A 17,273-nucleotide genomic window follows, 5' to 3' on the forward strand; every position below is an offset into this window, starting at 1 on the left:
CATGTCATTTCCTTCCATCGACGCCGCGCGCCTCATCGGGCGCATCCGCGAGCTTGGCGAAATCGGTCGCGATGCAGAAGGGCGACTGACCCGGCTGGCCGGCTCCGACAACGACAAGGCCGGCCGCAACCGCCTCGTCGCCTGGATCGAGGCGGCGGGCCTCGATGTGGCCGTGGACCAGATTGGTAACATCTTCGGCATCTGGCGCAGCGAGGAGAACAGCGGCGAAGCGCCGATCATGCTCGGCTCGCACATCGATACGGTCATCAATGCCGGCATCTATGACGGATGTTACGGCGTACTCGCCGCGCTCGAAGTGATCGAGACGCTGAAGGACCGTGGCGTGACGCCGGCCCGACCGATCGTCGTTGCCGCCTTTACCAATGAGGAGGGCGTGCGTTTTGCGCCCGACATGCTCGGCTCGCTCGTCTATGCCGGCGGCCTGCCGCTGGACGCAGCGTTCGCGACCATCGGCACGGATGGCTCGTCGCTGGGCGCGGAACTCGAGCGGATTGGCTATGCCGGCAACATCGAGCCGGGGTTCCTCAAGCCCCAAGCCTATGTCGAGCTCCATATCGAGCAGGGGCCGGTGCTGCAGCGCGAGGGCTTTGCGATCGGTGCCGTCGAGAACCTGCAGGGCATTTCCTGGCAGCGCGTGACGATCGATGGCATCGCCAACCATGCCGGCACCACGCCGATGGCAATGCGTTCCGACGCCGGTCTCGCGGCCGCGCGTGTCGGCCTCTTCCTGCGCGAGCATATTGCCCGGTCGAACGCGCCGAGTGTCGCGACCATTGGTACCATGCGTTTCGAGCCCGACGCGATCAACGTCATCCCATCGCGTGCCGCCTTCACCGTCGATCTGCGCGATCCGGACGAGGATCGGCTGCAGGCGCTCGAAGCGGCGCTTGCGGACTTTCTGGTGCGCATCGGCGCGGAAGAGGGGGTAACGATCTCGGTCGAGCGGCTGGCACGCTTCCAGCCGGTCGCCTTCGATCAGGGCATCGTCGCAGCGGTCGAGGCTTCGGCGAAGGCGCGAGGCCTCAAGAGCCGGCGCATGACCTCGGGCGCCGGTCATGATGCCCAGATGATCGCCCGCATCGCGCCGACGGCGATGATCTTCGTTCCGAGCCGCGACGGCATCAGCCATAATCCGCGCGAACACACGGAGCCGGATGATCTGGTCGCCGGCGCCAACGTGCTGCTCGATGTGGTCGAGCGGATGGTGAGTGGTCGCTAGAGGGCTATAGGGCTATAGGGACGTTGCGCGTTCGTTGATCGAACGGGATCGATAGCGCGCCTCCCGCTGCTCCGTCACGCCAGGGCTTGGCCCAAGCATCCAGGCGCAGACGCTTCTATGTCCGCGATAAACAGCACACGGCATCCTTCGGCGCGACGAAGCAGACATCTCTTCAGGGCTCTGTTCTGGTGTGACCCGCGCTTTTGCGGGATCCCGCATCGCTCTTCTGCCGGGTGGAAGACTCTGGCCCGCTTCCCTCGGGAGGCTCTTCCGGTGTCCGGCGGAAAAGATTGAGGAAACTGCTGCCGCCGTGCCATACGCTGCCGGTTGGTCCGTAATCCCGCCCGTCGCGCGAGGAGGATGAGTGGCGCTCGCTGTCTCCGCCGCTCAGGCCGCTTCCGTCGATGGCGCCGCCTCCGCCGCCAGCCCCGGTCCCGCCGGGCTCGCCGCCCACGCCGCTACCATCGCCGGAGCCCCAATCGCCGCCACCCTCTGTGCCGTTGCTTCCGCCGCTCCCGACGTTTTCGCTACCTTGGTCGCTGCCGCCCGCGGCACCTTCACCATTCGTGCCGCCGGCATCGGCGTCGTCCGCATGGGCAGCGGAAATCCAGGAAAGGCCCGCGGCAAAGCCCCGGTCACCGTTGAGGCGCGGCAGATCTCCGCCGAATGCTGCAAGGGCTCCTATGGACAAGGCCGTCAGTCTCAACAGGCATGTCCTCAAGTCATTCTCCTTGTGCAAACGGCGTTCTTGCGTCGTCCTGCAGGACTTTTGCGCGGGTACAGTTCGGCTGCCCGCAGCGAATGAATTTCGCCGACAGCGACTTTTGCGTGCGCCTTGCATATCGTTCAATCGATGTGGGGACAAGCTATTGGGGGGACGGGCGACACGGAGCGCAAGGTGCGGGCCTCTGGCGGCGGCCACGACATACAGATGATCGCCCTCATCGCTGAGGCGTCGCGAGAGGGACAGAGGACGTTGCATGTTTGTTGATTGAACGGTGTCGTTGGCGCGCCTCCCACCCTCCGTCATGCTCGGCTCAAGCCCAAGCATGACGGAGGAGGAGAGCCTTGGCGATCGCCGCTTCCGCTTCCGAGGCGGGAGGCGCAGCCCTGAGTGAACTGAAGGGGCCGTGACTGGCCCCTTCAACGAGTCTCTGTCGTCTACTCGGCCGCGCCAGCCGCCCCTTCCACCGGCATATAGAGGTCGCCGCCCTCGCGGTATTTCGCGGCCATTGCCTCCAGGCCTTCCTTCTGCGCTTCTGCGCGGATGTCGTGCGAGATCCGCATCGAGCAGAATTTCGGGCCGCACATGGAGCAGAAATGCGCGACCTTGTGCGCTTCCTTCGGCAGTGTCTCGTCGTGGAAGTTACGGGCCGTCTCCGGGTCGAGCGAGAGGTTGAACTGGTCCTCCCAGCGGAATTCGAAGCGCGCGCGCGACAGCGCGTCGTCGCGCACCTGGGCGGCCGGATGGCCCTTGGCGAGATCGGCGGCATGGGCGGCGATCTTGTAGGTGATGACGCCGACCTTGACGTCGTTGCGATCGGGAAGACCCAGATGCTCCTTCGGCGTGACGTAGCAGAGCATGGCGGTGCCGAACCAGCCGATCATCGCCGCGCCGATGCCCGACGTGATGTGGTCGTAGCCGGGCGCAATGTCCGTCGTCAGCGGTCCGAGTGTGTAGAACGGCGCCTCGCCGCAGACGGCGAGTTGCTTGTCCATGTTCTCCTTGATCTTGTGCATCGGCACGTGGCCGGGGCCTTCGATCATCACCTGACAATCCTTGGCCCAGGCGATCTTGGTGAGCTCGCCGAGCGTTTCGAGTTCGGCGAATTGTGCCGCGTCGTTGGCATCGGCGATCGAGCCGGGGCGCAGGCCGTCGCCGAGCGAGAAGGAGACGTCATAGGCGCGGCAGATGTCGCAGATTTCCTCGAAATGCTCGTAAAGGAAGCTCTCGCGATGGTGATGCAGACACCACTTGGCCATGATCGAGCCGCCGCGCGAAACGATGCCGGTGACGCGATCGACGGTGAGCGGGATGTAGTGCAGCCGGACGCCGGCATGGATGGTGAAATAGTCGACGCCCTGTTCAGCCTGCTCGATCAGCGTGTCGCGATAGACTTCCCAGGTGAGGTCCTCGGCAATGCCGTTGACCTTTTCCAGCGCCTGGTAAAGCGGCACGGTGCCGATCGGAACCGGTGAGTTGCGGATGATCCATTCGCGGATGTTGTGGATGTTGCGGCCGGTCGAAAGGTCCATGACGGTGTCGGCGCCCCAGCGCGTCGCCCAGACCATCTTTTCGACCTCTTCCGCCATCGACGAGGTGACGGCGGAGTTGCCGATATTGGCATTGATCTTCACCAGAAAATTACGGCCGATGATCATCGGCTCGGATTCCGGATGGTTGATGTTGGCAGGCAGGATCGCGCGGCCGCTGGCAATTTCCTGGCGCACGAATTCGGGTGTCACGTGATCGGGGATGTGGGCGCCGAAGCTCTCGCCGTCGCGGACTTTCGCACGCGCCGCGTCGCGGCCGAGATTTTCGCGGATCGCCACGAACTCCATTTCCGGCGTGATGATGCCGGCGCGGGCATAGGCAAGCTGGGTCACTGCGCGGCCGCCCGTGGCCTTCAGCGGCGCATGCTGGAACGGGAAGGTCGGTGTCAGCCTGTCGCCGCTCACAAAGCCGTTGTCCTCGGGGCGGACCACGCGTCCCTCATAGGTTTCCACATCGCCGCGGTCGACGATCCAGTTGCGGCGCAGCCGCGGCAGGCCGTCCTCGATGCGGATCTCGGCGTCGTCGGCGGTGTAGGCGCCGGAGGAATCATAGACCGTAACCGGTTGCTCGCCCGACGTCGGGTGGAGCGCAATCTCGCGCATCGGCACGCGGATATCCGGATGAAGCACGCCCGGCTTGTGGATCTTGCGGGAGGCGGGAAGCGGTCCTTGCGTGACCGTGAGGGCTGCGGGTTTGGTGGCAATATTCATGACGAGGCTCCAAGTTTGCAATTGGAGACCCAGTTCTGATGCCGGAAAGATGAAAGACGCTCCGCCAGATGCTGGACGCACGGAATCCTGGCTTCGATATCTGCACCGTCCCTACGCCAGTATGAACTGGATCAGGTTCAACGGGTCACTGCGCCACAGCCGGCAAGCCGGCCATCCAGCAGAATCTCAGCCCCTTGCGGGACCCCCCTGGTGAATGCCTAGATCATAGCCATCGATCGGCCCGGGTCGTCAAGCGTGAATTCGCCTGCCGACAAAGATGCACCTATTGCGTGTGGTGACGGATTCGGGTTTGACGCTAGCGGCCGGCCTTTTCCGGTGCGGCCCGCTCGGCGTAATCGGCACGGTTGATGCCGTGGCGCTGGAGCTTGTCGTAGAATGTCTTGCGCGGAATGCCGAGCGCCTCGATCGTCGCCTTGACGTCGCCGCGCTGAGCCCGCAACACCTCTTTCAGGATCTCCGCCTCGTAGCGTTCGAGCCGTTCCGGGAGCGCAAATCCAGGCTGTTCGGCGGGCGCAATCGGCTGTCCCAGCGGACCTTCGACACCAAGCGCCACGCGTTCTGCAAAGTGCGAGAGCTCGCGCACATTGCCCGGCCAGGCATGCGTCATCAGATGTCTCTGCACGGCCGATGTGACCACAGGCGCGTCGCGCTTGAAGCGCTCGGCCGCCCGGGTCAGGAAGTGCGAGAAGAGCAGCGGGATATCGTCTCGGCGTTCGCGCAGCGGTGGGATCGACAGCGTTACGACATTCAATCTAAAGTAGAGGTCTTCCCGGAAATCGCCGCGCTGCGCCGGGTCGCCAAGATCGATTTTGGCAGCCGCGATGACGCGGATATCGACCGGACGAACCTGGTTGGTGCCAAGCGGCGTGATTTCGCGCGCTTCCAGAACGCGCAGCATCTTCACTTGAGTCGCCGGTGGCATCGCCTCGATCTCGTCGAGGAACAGCGTGCCGCCGCTCGCATGCTCGATCCGGCCGATGCGCTTCTTCAAGGCGCCGGTGAAGGCGCCCTGTTCGTGGCCGAAGAGTTCGCTTTCGATCACCGTTTCGGGCAGCGCCCCGCAATTCAGCGCCACGAAGTTGCCGTTGCGGCGTCGGCTCCAATTGTGGAGCAGCGTCGCCACCACCTCCTTGCCGCTGCCCGTCTCGCCGGCGACGAGCACGTCGACATCGGTATCGGCAATGTGCCGGATCGTCTGGCGCAAACGTTCCATGACCGGCGTCTGGCCGATCAGCGGCAGGCTGTCGCCGGCCGTCTCGGCGGCCCGTTTCAGCGCGCGGTTTTCCATCACGAGCCGGCGTTTTTCCAGCGCGCGATGCACGCTCTGCACCAGCCGGTCGGCGGCAAAGGGTTTGGGGATGAAGTCGTAGACGCCATCCTGCAGCGCCTGCACTGCCATCGGGATGTCGCCATGGCCGGTCACCAGGATCACCGGCAGATCCGCGTCGAAAGCTTCGATGCGGCGGAAGAAGGCGAGGCCGTCGATGCCCGGCATGCGGATATCGCTGACGACGACTCCGTCGAAATTCGCATCCAGCGTCTTCAACGCTTCGGCAGCGCTGGCAAAAGGGGTAACGGCGAGGCTGGCGAGTTCCAGCGTCTGCGTCATCGCCTTGCGCAGGTGGTTGTCGTCGTCGACGAGATAGACGGTCGGCTGCATCGCTCAGGCCCTCTTCAGGCGAACCGTGAAGACGGTGCCCCTGTCGCTGGTTTCGACGGTGATATCGCCGCCATAGTCGGCGACGATCTCCTTGGAGATGGCAAGGCCGAGGCCGAGCCCTTCATCCTTCGAGGTGTTGAACGGCGTGAACAGATCCTCGTGGATGTGCAGGGGAATGCCTGGGCCGTTATCGGCAACGACGAGCAAAACCGTACCCGAGGGACCGTCCTCGCAGCGCACGCGGATCTCGGCGCCGCTGCGCGTGCCGAGCGCTTCCAGGGCATTTTGCAAAAGGTTGATCAGCACCTGCTCGAGCCGGATGCGGCTGCCGAGGACGCTGAGGCCATTTTCCGGCAGGTCGATGACGATCGCATCCATGCGGCCGGCAAAGCGGCTGCGCAGCAACATCATCGCCCCCTCGATCACGTCGCGCATGGGCGTCGGCTCGGCGACGAAGCGGCCCTTGCGAGCGAAGCTTCTGAGTTCGTCGGTGATGGTGCCGACCCGATCGGTCAGTTCGGCGATGCTGACAAGGTTCTCGACCGCGGTCTGCTGCTGGCCGCGTTCGAGGAAGGTGCGGGCGTTGTCGGCATAGGCGCGGATGGTCGCGACCGGCTGGTTGATCTCGTGGGCGACGCCGGCCGCCACCTGGCCAAGGATCGCCAGCCGGTTCGCCTGAACCAGTTCCTGCTGCACCGCCTGCAGCTTCTCGCCAGTACGCCGGTGGTCGGCGATCTCCGTTTCGAGATGATCGCGGGCAAGGCTGAGGTCATGTGTGCGCTCCGCCACGCGGGTCTCCAGCTCGTCGCGCGCGGCGCGATCGCGCGCAGACACCAGCGCCAGCGTCTGGCGGCGGCGCAGGAGGACCGCGGTAAAAGCGAGCAGCGGTGCGAGGAGGGCCAGGGCAATCAGCCGGGCCTCGCGGGTTGCCGCCGAGATCGCGCCATCGAGCGGTGCTAGCTGCTCCAGCCGCCAGCTGGTGGTCGGAACCATGGTTTCGACCCGGAGGAACCGACGTTCGCTGTCGCCCGGCAACAGTGCGCGCAACTCGCTGGAGCCATCGCTGGTCGGCTCGATGTCGCGGAAGGGCAGCGGCAGCAGCGAGGCATCGCCAAATTGCAGGCTGTCGCGGATGGCGGCGACGCGGTCGCGTGGAATTGTTCTGGTCGTCATGAAGCGCCAGGAGGGGAAGCTGGTGATCAGCACGATGCCGCGCCGGTCGGTGACGTAGACCGGCTTGCCGGAGGCGAGCCATTCGGCTTCCACATCGTCGAATTCGAGCTTGGCGACGACGACGCCGATCGGGCCGTCAGGACCCTGGACCCGACGCGAAATGTAGAGGCCCGGCCGCTTGCTGACGTTGCCCATGGCGAAATGCTCGGCCTTGCCGTCGCGCATCGCCATGCGGAAATATTCGCGGAAGGCATAGTCGTTGCCAACGAAACTCGTCGGCTCGCGCCAGTTGCTGGCAGCGACGGCGACGCCATCGGGGCCGATCACGTAGATGACAGCGGCGTCCGTGTTGGTCGCCAGCGCCTGCAGCTTCTCGTTCAGCCGTTGCAGCGCCTCTGTGCCGCGGGTCGAAAGGGCTGCCATCACCTCGACATCGTCGGCCAGCACCAGCGGCGTCGAGCGTTGGCGTTCGAGTACGGCGCGCAGCAGCGAGGCCTTCAGATTGGCATCGATCCGGCTTTGGGCATCGACAGTTTCGAGCGCCTGGCTTCGGCCGTACTCGCCGGCAAGCAGGAGCGCGGCGACAAGCAGCGCGACGGCAAGGCCGGCAAAGACCAGCCAGGTGCGGCGCATCGACTGGTCGAGATCTGCCAGATTGAGGGGGGCGGACAGGGCGTTGAACATGGCCCAATTGTGCATTTTTTCGCTCAGTCTTCCAGATGGCTTGTGCGGAAATCCGCTCAACTCTTTGTGCGCACCGAGCCGCCTGCACAAAACATCCTCATCAATTCAAAGGCTTGGTTCCTGCCGCGGCCAACTGGCACGACCGTTGCAAATGACATCCTCATGACAGCCCGCGCTGTCGCGCATCGGAAATTGACCCGGGAGGCCCGGCATGACGCCGGACTGGGTCCAGTGGAGGATCTCATGATTATCGAACAATCCGCGGAACCGCGCGGCAAGACACCTTTCTATCGCCATCTCTATGTCCAGGTTCTGGTGGCGATCGCCGCCGGCATCCTGCTCGGCCATTTCTATCCGTCGCTCGGCACCGAGCTGAAGCCGCTCGGCGACGCCTTCATCCGTCTCGTCAAGATGATCATCGCGCCGGTCATCTTCCTGACAGTCGCGACCGGCATCGCCGGCATGACCGATCTTGCCAAGGTCGGCCGCGTCGCCGGCAAGGCGATGATCTATTTCCTGACCTTCTCGACGCTCGCGCTGATCATCGGCCTGATCGTCGCCAATGTCGTCCAGCCGGGCGCCGGCATGCACATCGATCCGGCCTCGCTCGACGTCAAGGCGGTGACCACCTATGCCGAAAAGGCGCATGAGCAGACGATCACCGGCTTCCTGATGGGCATCATCCCGACGACGCTCGTCGGCGCCTTTGCCGATGGCGACATCCTGCAGGTGTTGTTCATCTCCGTGCTCTTCGGTCTGTCGCTTGCCATGGTCGGCAAGAAGGCAGAGCCCGTCGTCGACTTCCTGCACGCGCTGACGCTGCCGGTCTTCAAGCTCGTCGGCATCCTGATGAAGGCCGCCCCGATCGGCGCCTTTGGCGCGATGGCGTTTACCATCGGCAAATACGGCGTCGGCTCGATCGCCAACCTGGCGATGCTGATCGGCACCTTCTACATCACGTCCTTCCTCTTCGTGTTCGTCGTTCTTGGCGCGGTCGCCCGCTACAATGGCTTCTCGATCGTTGCGCTGATCCGTTACATCAAGGAAGAACTGCTCCTGGTGCTCGGCACGTCCTCGTCGGAAGCCGCTCTTCCGGGTCTGATGAGCAAGATGGAAAAGGCCGGCTGCAAGCGCTCGGTCGTTGGTCTGGTCATCCCGACCGGCTATTCCTTCAACCTCGACGGCACCAACATCTACATGACGCTGGCCGCGCTCTTCATCGCCCAGGCGATGGATATCCCGCTGTCGCTCGGCGATCAGGTGCTGCTGCTTCTCGTCGCGATGTTGAGCTCCAAGGGTGCTGCCGGCATCACCGGCGCCGGTTTCATCACGCTGGCTGCGACGCTTTCGGTCGTCCCGGCGGTGCCGGTCGCCGGCATGGCGCTGATCCTCGGCATCGACCGCTTCATGTCGGAATGCCGCGCGCTCACCAACTTCGTCGGCAATGCGGTCGCCACGATCGTCGTTGCGAAGTGGGAAGGCGAACTGGATGAAGCGCAGATGGCCGCGGTCCTTGGCGGCCGTGCGCCGGAGGCGCTGCCGCAGCCGGCCTTGCAGCCGGCGGAATAAGTTTGCCTCCCAAGGCATGACTGCAAAAAAGCAGTCCGAACGCGGTCCGTGGCAACACGGGCCGCGTCGTCGTTTTAGCTATTGGCCGCTCAACGTCATCTTCGACGTTTCAGGCGCACCGGCGTTCAGGTAGGCCACGAAGTCCCGGAGCATCGGAACTCGGCGCGGGCGGAAGCTTTCCTCCGTCATCGTGACATCGACGATGCGATCGACGCGGAACTTGCGGTAGTCCTGGCGCAGGCAGCACCAGGCGAGCAACACCAGCATCCGCTCGAGATACACGATCGCCAACGGCAGGATCTTCCGGTCTGTCCGCTGCTGGTCCGCGTCGACATAGGCGATCACCACTGCACGTTCCTGCCAGCAGGCTTCGCGCAGAAGGCTGACATCGGTGACAGGCGGGTTGCGGCGCTCGAAGCGATAGACCTGTGAAGCGGCATGCAATGCCTGACGCTGCAGCCTGTCGGGCAGTGTCGCCGTTATCTTCGAAAGCACGGCGCCCGCTGCGGCCGCGAGATCCGGCTCGCCCATGTGCTGCACCTCGGCAAGGCCGAGCACCAGCGCCTCGATCTCCAGGCGGGTAAAGGTTTGCGGCGGCAAGGCGATATCCTCCGTCAGCCGGTAGCCGAAGCCGCGCTCGCCATCGATGACGGCGCCGGCGGCGCGCAGGCTGTCGATGTCCCGATAGAGCGAGCGCAACGACACGCCGGTTTCCTCGGCAAGGCGGGCCGCCGTTACCGGGGAGGGGAGTGTGCGCAGCGCCTGGAGCAGGCAGAACAGACGATCACTACGGGCCATGGATGAAAGATAGACGAACCCTACTGACGAAAACTGGCAGTTGGCCGACTGTATAAGATCCGCATCGCCAAACGCAACCGAGGATCCAGACTATGCTGACACTCTTTCACGCCCCGCGCTCGCGCTCGTCGCGCATCATCACCCTGCTTCGCGAACTCGATGCTCTCGACAAGGTGGAAGTCGAGATCGTCGACATCACTCGCGGTGACGGCAGCGGTCGAAAGGATCCGGCGAACCCGCACCCGGAGGGTAAGGTGCCGCTGCTCGTTCATGACGGTGTGGTGCTCTGGGAAACCATTGCGATCATCCAATACCTGACCGACCTCTTCCCGGAAAAGAGGATGGCGCCGCATGTTGGCGATCCGCAGCGTGGCCGTTATCTCAGCTGGCTTGCCTGGTATGCCGGTGTGGTCGAGCCGGTGCTGATCGCGCAAGCCGCGGGGGTTTCGCACCCCTATTTCGACGCCACCTTCCGCGGCCCGACAGAGATGGCGGCACGCCTGGAAAACGCGTTGAAGGACAGTCCCTATCTGATGGGCGAGCACTACTCGGCGGCCGACCTGCTCTTGCATTCGCCCTTCGCCTGGTATCCCGCGGCAACACCGGATAGCGCCGTCATCAAGGACTGGGTCGAGCGCTGTGGCGCGCGGCCGTCGCTACAATGGACCGCGGATTTCGATGCCCGGGTGGCAGCGGTAGCCTGACGGCGCCGGCAACGCGCCAACTCCGCCCCGGTTCCGGTCCGAAGGGGGCATGGTGGCCCAAGGCTATTTTCGCTTGAGATTGATCTCGCTCGTGACGATCCGCTTGCCGGAAGCGGGATCGACGTCGATCGTCTTCAACTGCATCCCGTTGGTGCCGACCTTGCGTAAGGTCAGGTCGGCACTGCGGTCGCCATTGACTTCCTTCGCCCATCGAATGGTGAGGTTGATCGCATCGCCGCGTCGTGTGCCGTTGAGCCCGGCGCGGCCGCCGCGGGGGCCGAGATAGGAGCCGCTATAGGTGGACCCGGTAAAGCGCAGCTTCGCGTCGATGGATCGCGAGATCAGCAGCATGCCGCGGCAGACGCCCTCCATCGATAGAGCCGCGTCGCTCGCCTTGGAACTGAAGTTGCAGGAAATGTTCATCGGCGACATGTGAGCACGGATGCGCACCGTTCCGGTGCCTGCCCAGTTGCCGCCAAGGGTCTTCAAGAACGCGCCCTCGTCTGCCCGTGAGGCACTCGTGGACGGCAAGATGAGTGCGGCCATCAGGAGCCATCGCCACATGCCTTGCACCTCCCATTTGCGTGGATGCTGCAACACCCCGTTGCCGCACATGAGCGTCAACGCAACATGTGGCGGCGAAGTTCCTCATTGGCTTCTTTATCTGGCCGGATCTTACGATCGATCAACAACCGGGCACGCATCCGGGCAGCCATCAAAATGTGATCCCTGGCGCTGTTGTATCAGATTTGCCTGCACGTGCGGTGCTGTTTTCAATTTCCCGTATTAACGTTGTTCTCTGAAACAGCGTCTCGTCGTCCCCATCCGTAAAAACGGGTAAAGACTTCGTTACCTTGTAAGTATAGACCTCGATCTGCGCTGTCTGTCCGATTTAGCTATTGGCCGCCGGGGCGGGAGGGGGACTGGTTTATGTTCGGTGTTACGCGCTTTTTGCCTTTTTCAACCGATCCGGGTGCCCGGGTCCGCCTAAAGGCACCCGCCAGCCACCGGTTCATTTCACGCGGTCGCAAGCAACGAACAGCGGTTACGCTGTCTGGAGACTGCCCGTGACGGCGCGATCCGAATGTGTCCGATCTCCGGACGGCGAAACGCCGTTCACGCCTGAGCGGTTCGTCGGCGATCCGCTCTTTGGGGAGGCGTTGCGTCAGGCGGCCCTTCATATGGTTGCGATCCATGACGCCGCTCCGCGCATCGTGCGCTACACCGCCAGCCTGAGAAAATGGCTGCTCACCCAGGCCATCCTGACGCTGCATTTCGAGCGTCTGACCGACCCATCCCGCGCGGAGCTGACGGCGGCAAGGCTGATCGACTTTATCGCCGGCAACAACGTAGCCAGCAAGAACACGGCAGCGGCGCACCTGGCCGATATGCGCAACTATCGACTGCTTCTCGATGCGGAACAGGGCGGCGACAAGCGGATCAGGCCCCTGATCCTTTCCGATGTCGCCGAGGGCCTGATCCGGCAGTGGTTCGAGGGGCACCTTTCGTCGCTCGACAGGCTCGACGAGGGGACAAGGCTGGCGCAGTCGCAAACCGAGCCGACCTTGATGCATCATGCGCTCCCGCGTGCGATGCGGCGGCTCATCGCGGATCGCGCCTGGTGCGAGCCACCCGAAAGCATCGCCGCTTTCGTCTCGACGGAGTCAGGCAGCAACATCCTGCACGACCTGGTGGCGCGGCTGCCGACGGGCGTCCTGCCCGATCAGCGGATTTGGATCGGGCCCCTGAAGCCAGGTGAGATCTCCAGCCGCTACATCATCTCGCGCACCCATGCGCAGAGGGTTTTCGCGCGTGCCGGTGATCTCGGCGTTCTCGGCTGGGAGAGTTCCGGCAGCCGCGGTCCGCTCTGGATTTCGCGTGACCTGGTCGACGATTACCGCCATTGGCAAGCGGTCAAGTTTGCCGCACTCGATGAGGCCTTCGCCTGGGCAGCGTTGCAGGCAAGGTGAACGGCGGGCGCGGCCTGAGCGCGTGCAGATTGCTGCTTGCGACGCGTGCCGGTCGGCTGTCGCTTTCAGCAGGTGCTGACCCGCCCATGACGCTGGACGTGCGGCAGCAAGAAGCGGGACGGAAATCGGACCGCAGCCTGCCTACAGACTGTGCAGAACCTGCGTCGCCTTCACCGCGGCAGACGCCCGGTTCTCGACGCCGAGCTTCACATAGATCTGCTCCAGATGCTTGGTGACCGTGCGCGCGCTCAAGCCGAGGATCTCGCCGATGTCGCGGTTCGCCTTGCCCTTGGCGATCCACAGCAGCACCTCCGATTCCCTTGGGGTCAATGCGAAGTGCTGGCGCAACACCGCATCGTCGGAGCGGCGGTTTTCGGCGGTGAGGCGGAAGAGATGTTCATTCGGGCCGATCGAGCCGAGGAAGGATATCTGCAGGGACGACTGCTCGGGCTGGTCGAGCGTGAAGGTGCCGTCGTCGGGCGCTCCGGTGCGCAGGCGGTTTGCCATCCAGCCCGCGATGCGCCGGGTGACGATCGCCATGCCATCGTCGCGGCCGGTTGCGGCGTTGACGAGACGCGTCGCCTGCGGCGTCGACCAGCAGACGCTTCCGTCGCTGCGCACCGCGAGCAGATGGCGGCCGGCCGCGTCAAGTGCGACCCGTGCGCTCTGGGCCGAACGCGCGTTCGAGAGATGGACGCGAATGCGCGCCCTCAGCTCATCGATGTTGATCGGCTTGGTCAGATAGTCGACGCCGCCGGCCTCGAGCGCACGCACCACATGTTCGGTCTCGGTCAGCCCGGTCATGAACAGCACCGGCGTCTGGCCGACGGCGGCGTTGCCCTTGAGGCGTCGGCAGGTCTCGAAGCCATCGATCCCGGGCATGACGGCATCGAGCAGAATGACGTCGGGCGTGATGCGCTCGGCGATCGAAAGGGCGGCGCTGCCGGAGGTCGCGATCAGCACGGAAAAGCCGGATTGCTCCAGCGCTTCCGTCAAGAAACCGAGCGCCTCCGGGGAATCGTCGACGAGAAGCACGATGTCGCGGCGGTCGTTGGCCTCAGCCATGGGCGTCGTCTCCGTTGGCTGCGTTGTTCTTGAGGAAAGCGTCGTAGCCCGAGAGGTCGAAGGCCTGCACATAGGCGCGGGCGCGCTCGGCGAAGGGCTGGTGTTCGGGCTGCAGGGCAATTTCCGTCAGCTTGGCTTCGATGCCCCTGACATAGCCGATCTCTCCAAGGCGGATCAGCTCTTCTACGTGATAGGCGTCGGGGCGCGTCAACGGTTCGGCCGCCGGCGACGGGTGTGCTTGCTTCTCCTCTCCCTCGTGAACCCAGGTGAGGCCAAGGTGCACGGCGAGCTTGTCGGCGAGTTGCCCGACGGGGAAGGGCTTGGCGAGCGTGTCGTTGTGGCCGCGGAATGCTCCGGTCGCCGAGCCATCGCCGATATTGGCCGAAAGCATGATGATCGGCGCGATCTGCCCGCCCTGGCGCAGCCGCTCGACAAGCTCCCAGCCGCTCATGCCCGGCATCGAGATATCGATCAGGAAGAGGTCGGCGCCGAGGTCTTGAAGCAGCGCCAGGCAATCGGCTCCGGACGCGGCCGTCAGCACCGTGAAGTCCATCGGCCCGAGGATCTCGCGCATGAGGTCGCGATGGTCGGCATTGTCGTCGACGATGACGATGGTGCGGCGCGGGCCGAGATAGGAGGTGATGCGGCGCGGGGCTGCGGGAGGTAGCAGACGATCTACCGCCGACAGCATCAGCCGGACGCGGAAGGTGGTGCCTTGCCCAGGCGTGCTGGTGACTGCGATTTCGCCGCCGAGCGTCTGCGTCAGGAGCCGCGTGATCGTCAGGCCGAGGCCGAGGCCCGGCATACTACCGAGATGTTCGGCCTCGCCGCGCTGGAACGGATCGAAGATGCGCGGCAGATCCTTGTCGGCAATGCCGCGGCCGCTGTCTGCAATCGTGAAGGTCGCCACCTGGCTGCGATAGGCGACATCCAGGCGGATGCCGCCACGCTCGGTGAACTTCAATGCGTTGGATAGGAGATTGACGAGGATCTGCCGCAGGCGCTTTTCGTCGGTCTTCACATAGCGTGGCACGCCGCTAGCGCGCTCGTGCTCGAAGCTGATGCCCTTGGCCAATGCCTGCGGCCGAAACATTTCGACGATCTGGTCGAGGAAGTCATGAATGTTGATCTCATTGGAATAGACCTGCAGCTTGCCGGCCTCGATCTTCGAGATATCCAAGAGGCCGTCAATCAGGCCGGAAAGATGGTCGGCGCTGCGCTTGATCACCTTGATCGCGCCCTGACGCGCCGGGGGGATCGTCTCGTCGCGCTCCAGAACCTGGGCGTAGCCGAGCACGGCGTTGAGCGGCGTTCGAAGCTCATGGCTGAGGCCGACGACATAGCGGCTCTTGGCGCGGTTGGCTGCTTCCGCTGTTTCCTTTGCCTGCTGGAGCGCGGCGTCGGTCTTCTTGTGGGCGGCGATTTCCTTCAGAAGCAAGGTGTTCTGGCGCGAGGATTCTTCCTCGGCGACCACGCGGCTGTCATGGGCGAGCACGTAGAACCAGGAGACGATACCAGCGAGCACGGCAAAGACGAAGAAGACGATGGCGACGGTGCGTTCGACGACCGCAGCGATCTCGGGGGATGTGCCGGCCGTCTGGTGGGCGATCATCGCGAGGATGAGGCCGATGCCGGCGATCGACAGCACCGCAGAGATCGCGTAGCGGCCGAGCCGCGTCGCGAGTTTTTCCGTGACGGTGCGTGGAAGCAACGTGTTGGCGACGGTCGCGACCTGGGCGTTGAAGCGGGCCTTCGGCTTGCACATGTCGTGGCAGCGGCTGTCGAGCGAGCAGCAGAGCGAGCAGATCGGCGCTGCATAGGCGGGGCACCAGGCCATGTCCTCCGGCTCGAACGGATGCTCGCAGATCGAGCAGGTGATGTCCGTCCGGTTGGCCCAGCTCCTGCGCGGCTTGCGCGCGAGATAGAACTTGCCGTCGGTGCCCCAGGCAATCAGCGGCGAGGCGATGAAGGCGACGACCAGCGCGATGTATGGCGCGAGCGAGGCGGCAATCTCGCCGAAGGCGCCGAAATGCGCCGTCAGCGCCACGGTCGCCGAGATCGCCATCGCGCCGAGGCCGACAGGGTTGATGTCGTAGAGATGCGCGCGCTTGAACTCGATGCCGGGAGGCGACAGGCCGAGCGGCTTGTTGACGAAGAGGTCGGCCGAAATCGTGCAAAGCCAGGCCATGGCGATAATCGAGAAGACGCCGAGTGTTTCCTCAAGCAGCCGGTAGATGCCGAGCTCCATCAAAAGGAGCGCGATCGCTACGTTGAAGACCAGCCAGACGACGCGGCCCGGGTGGCTGTGGGTCAATCGTGAAAAGAAGTTCGACCAGGCGAGCGACCCGGCATAGGCGTTCATGACGTTGATCTTCAACTGCGACACGACGACGAAGGCGACCATCAGGAGAAGTGCTGCCGTATCGGAGGGGATCATGTAGCCGAAGGCGGTGTAGTACATCTGGGCCGGATCGGCGGCTTTGGTCGAAGGCACACCGGCAGAAAGCGCCAGCACCACCAGGAACGAGCCGGCGAGCAGTTTGGGCGCGCCGACGATCACCCAGCCGGAACCGGCGAGAAAGACGGCGATGCGGTGGTGCAGCTTGCGCTGTCCGTCCGGCGGCAGGAAGCGCAGGAAGTCGACCTGTTCGCCGATCTGCGCCATCAGCGCGAAGATGACGGCAGAGGCCGCACCGAATTCGACGAGGTCAAAAGGCGCGAAGGTACCCGGAGGACCCGAGGCGTGATGCATGCCCGCATAGGCGAGCCAGGCGCCGACCTTCTCCCAATCGGCAAAGGCGATGAAGACGAAGGGCAGGACGTTGAGCACGATCCAGAACGGCTGCGTGATCAACTGGAACTTGCTGATCAGCCGCACGCCATGGGTGACGAGCGGGATCACGACGACGGCGCTCAGGATGTAGCCGATCCAGAGCGGTATGCCGAGCGCCAGTTCGAGTGCGCCCGACATGATCGAGGCCTCGATCGCAAAGAGGATGAAGGTGAAGCTGGCATAAATCAGCGAGGTCACCGTCGAGCCGATATAGCCGAAACTGGCGCCGCGGGTGAGCAGATCGATGTCGACACCGTGGCGGATCGCATAGCGGCTGATCGGCAGGCCCACGGTCAGGATCATCAGGCTGGCGACGACGATCGCAACGATCGCATTGGTGGTGCCATAGGACATGGTGATGGCGCCACCGATCGCTTCCAGCGCCAGAAAGGAGATCGCGCCGATGGCGGTCTGGGAAATGCGTTCGGAAGAAAAGCGCCGGGCGCTCTTGGCGGTGAAGCGCAGCGCATAGTCTTCAAGCGTCTGGTTGGCGACCCAACGATTGTATTCCCGCCGGACGGGAATGATGCGCTGGCGTGCCGCCATGGGGGTCCTAACGTGCTGTCGCGGT

General features: G+C 64.2%; 13 protein-coding genes and 1 riboswitch. Of the genes, 5 read left to right on the forward strand and 8 right to left on the reverse strand.

Features of this window, described 5'->3' with window-relative positions:
• Nucleotide 1: 1 nt before the first annotated feature.
• Nucleotides 2-1,240 carry a Zn-dependent hydrolase gene (locus tag IB279_RS16205; RefSeq protein ID WP_113187117.1) on the forward strand — a complete coding sequence of 413 codons (1,239 nt, stop codon included), beginning with the start codon at nucleotides 2-4 and terminating at the stop codon, nucleotides 1,238-1,240.
• Nucleotides 1,241-1,412: 172 nt separating this feature from the next.
• Here IB279_RS16205 and IB279_RS37680 read toward each other — a convergent pair whose 3' ends face one another.
• The 4 genes from IB279_RS37680 to IB279_RS16225 form a co-directional block, all read right to left on the reverse strand.
• Nucleotides 1,413-1,946: a hypothetical protein gene (locus IB279_RS37680; RefSeq protein WP_113187116.1), complete on the reverse strand. Its 534-nt coding sequence runs from the start codon at nucleotides 1,944-1,946 to the stop codon at nucleotides 1,413-1,415.
• Nucleotides 1,947-2,401: 455 nt separating this feature from the next.
• Entirely contained in the window at nucleotides 2,402-4,225 is a 1,824-nt protein-coding gene (gene thiC, locus IB279_RS16215; protein ID WP_034805694.1) for a phosphomethylpyrimidine synthase ThiC, read from the reverse strand.
• A 90-nt stretch (nucleotides 4,226-4,315) separates the two neighbouring features.
• Nucleotides 4,316-4,444: riboswitch (TPP riboswitch) on the reverse strand.
• Nucleotides 4,445-4,541: 97 nt separating this feature from the next.
• Nucleotides 4,542-5,906 (reverse strand): sigma-54 dependent transcriptional regulator, encoded by a 1,365-nt coding sequence (locus tag IB279_RS16220; protein ID WP_060581032.1) that lies wholly within the window; start codon nucleotides 5,904-5,906, stop codon nucleotides 4,542-4,544.
• 3 nt (nucleotides 5,907-5,909) lie between these two features.
• Entirely contained in the window at nucleotides 5,910-7,778 is a 1,869-nt protein-coding gene (locus IB279_RS16225; protein WP_083523548.1) for an ATP-binding protein, read from the reverse strand.
• Between the two features lie 228 nt (nucleotides 7,779-8,006).
• On the opposite strand from IB279_RS16225, the gene IB279_RS16230 reads away from it, so the two are divergent.
• Nucleotides 8,007-9,332, forward strand: coding sequence for a dicarboxylate/amino acid:cation symporter (locus IB279_RS16230; protein ID WP_034805703.1), 1,326 nt, complete (start codon nucleotides 8,007-8,009; stop codon nucleotides 9,330-9,332).
• Between the two features lie 78 nt (nucleotides 9,333-9,410).
• On the opposite strand, the gene IB279_RS16235 is transcribed toward IB279_RS16230, so the two are convergent.
• A complete protein-coding gene (locus IB279_RS16235; protein ID WP_089042836.1) occupies nucleotides 9,411-10,130 on the reverse strand; it encodes a YafY family protein in 720 nt (239 codons plus the stop codon).
• Between the two features lie 92 nt (nucleotides 10,131-10,222).
• Here IB279_RS16235 and IB279_RS16240 point away from each other — a divergent pair, with 92 nt between their 5' ends.
• Nucleotides 10,223-10,834, forward strand: coding sequence for a glutathione S-transferase family protein (locus tag IB279_RS16240; protein ID WP_034805722.1), 612 nt, complete (start codon nucleotides 10,223-10,225; stop codon nucleotides 10,832-10,834).
• A 63-nt stretch (nucleotides 10,835-10,897) separates the two neighbouring features.
• On the opposite strand, the gene IB279_RS16245 is transcribed toward IB279_RS16240, so the two are convergent.
• The gene (locus IB279_RS16245) at nucleotides 10,898-11,398 is read right to left on the reverse strand and encodes a hypothetical protein (RefSeq protein WP_034805724.1); all 501 of its coding nucleotides are present in this window, start codon (nucleotides 11,396-11,398) and stop codon (nucleotides 10,898-10,900) included.
• A gap of 68 nt (nucleotides 11,399-11,466) precedes the next feature.
• On the opposite strand from IB279_RS16245, the gene IB279_RS16250 reads away from it, so the two are divergent.
• Together IB279_RS16250 and IB279_RS16255 are read left to right on the forward strand one after the other, a co-directional pair.
• Nucleotides 11,467-11,637 (forward strand): hypothetical protein, encoded by a 171-nt coding sequence (locus tag IB279_RS16250; RefSeq protein WP_192339350.1) that lies wholly within the window; start codon nucleotides 11,467-11,469, stop codon nucleotides 11,635-11,637.
• A gap of 264 nt (nucleotides 11,638-11,901) precedes the next feature.
• Nucleotides 11,902-12,804 carry a hypothetical protein gene (locus IB279_RS16255; RefSeq protein ID WP_309142283.1) on the forward strand — a complete coding sequence of 301 codons (903 nt, stop codon included), beginning with the start codon at nucleotides 11,902-11,904 and terminating at the stop codon, nucleotides 12,802-12,804.
• A gap of 141 nt (nucleotides 12,805-12,945) precedes the next feature.
• Here IB279_RS16255 and IB279_RS16260 read toward each other — a convergent pair whose 3' ends face one another.
• Together IB279_RS16260 and IB279_RS16265 are read right to left on the reverse strand one after the other, a co-directional pair.
• Complete coding sequence (locus tag IB279_RS16260; RefSeq protein WP_060601704.1) at nucleotides 12,946-13,869, reverse strand: response regulator transcription factor; 924 nt, start codon at nucleotides 13,867-13,869, stop codon at nucleotides 12,946-12,948.
• The gene (locus IB279_RS16265) at nucleotides 13,862-17,248 is read right to left on the reverse strand and encodes an ATP-binding protein (protein ID WP_192339351.1); all 3,387 of its coding nucleotides are present in this window, start codon (nucleotides 17,246-17,248) and stop codon (nucleotides 13,862-13,864) included. The genes IB279_RS16260 and IB279_RS16265 overlap by 8 nt, the downstream gene beginning before the upstream one ends.
• Between the last annotated feature and the right edge of the window lie 25 nt (nucleotides 17,249-17,273).

Source organism: Ensifer sp. ENS06, from assembly GCF_014852205.1.
In the GTDB taxonomy this organism is placed as follows: domain Bacteria; phylum Pseudomonadota; class Alphaproteobacteria; order Rhizobiales; family Rhizobiaceae; genus Ensifer; species Ensifer adhaerens.

Excerpts from the sequence above, each read along its gene's own strand:
- IB279_RS16220 (WP_060581032.1), bottom strand. The coding sequence starts at position 5,906 with ATGCAGCCGACCGTCTATCTCGTCGACGACGACAACCACCTGCGCAAG.
- IB279_RS16225 (WP_083523548.1), bottom strand. The coding sequence starts at position 7,778 with ATGCACAATTGGGCCATGTTCAACGCCCTGTCCGCCCCCCTCAATCTG.
- IB279_RS16260 (WP_060601704.1), bottom strand. The coding sequence starts at position 13,869 with ATGGCTGAGGCCAACGACCGCCGCGACATCGTGCTTCTCGTCGACGAT.
- IB279_RS16240 (WP_034805722.1), top strand. The coding sequence starts at position 10,223 with ATGCTGACACTCTTTCACGCCCCGCGCTCGCGCTCGTCGCGCATCATC.
- IB279_RS16245 (WP_034805724.1), bottom strand. The coding sequence starts at position 11,398 with ATGTGGCGATGGCTCCTGATGGCCGCACTCATCTTGCCGTCCACGAGT.
- IB279_RS16230 (WP_034805703.1), top strand. The coding sequence starts at position 8,007 with ATGATTATCGAACAATCCGCGGAACCGCGCGGCAAGACACCTTTCTAT.
- IB279_RS16265 (WP_192339351.1), bottom strand. The coding sequence starts at position 17,248 with ATGGCGGCACGCCAGCGCATCATTCCCGTCCGGCGGGAATACAATCGT.
- IB279_RS16235 (WP_089042836.1), bottom strand. The coding sequence starts at position 10,130 with ATGGCCCGTAGTGATCGTCTGTTCTGCCTGCTCCAGGCGCTGCGCACA.
- IB279_RS16205 (WP_113187117.1), top strand. The coding sequence starts at position 2 with ATGTCATTTCCTTCCATCGACGCCGCGCGCCTCATCGGGCGCATCCGC.
- thiC (WP_034805694.1), bottom strand. The coding sequence starts at position 4,225 with ATGAATATTGCCACCAAACCCGCAGCCCTCACGGTCACGCAAGGACCG.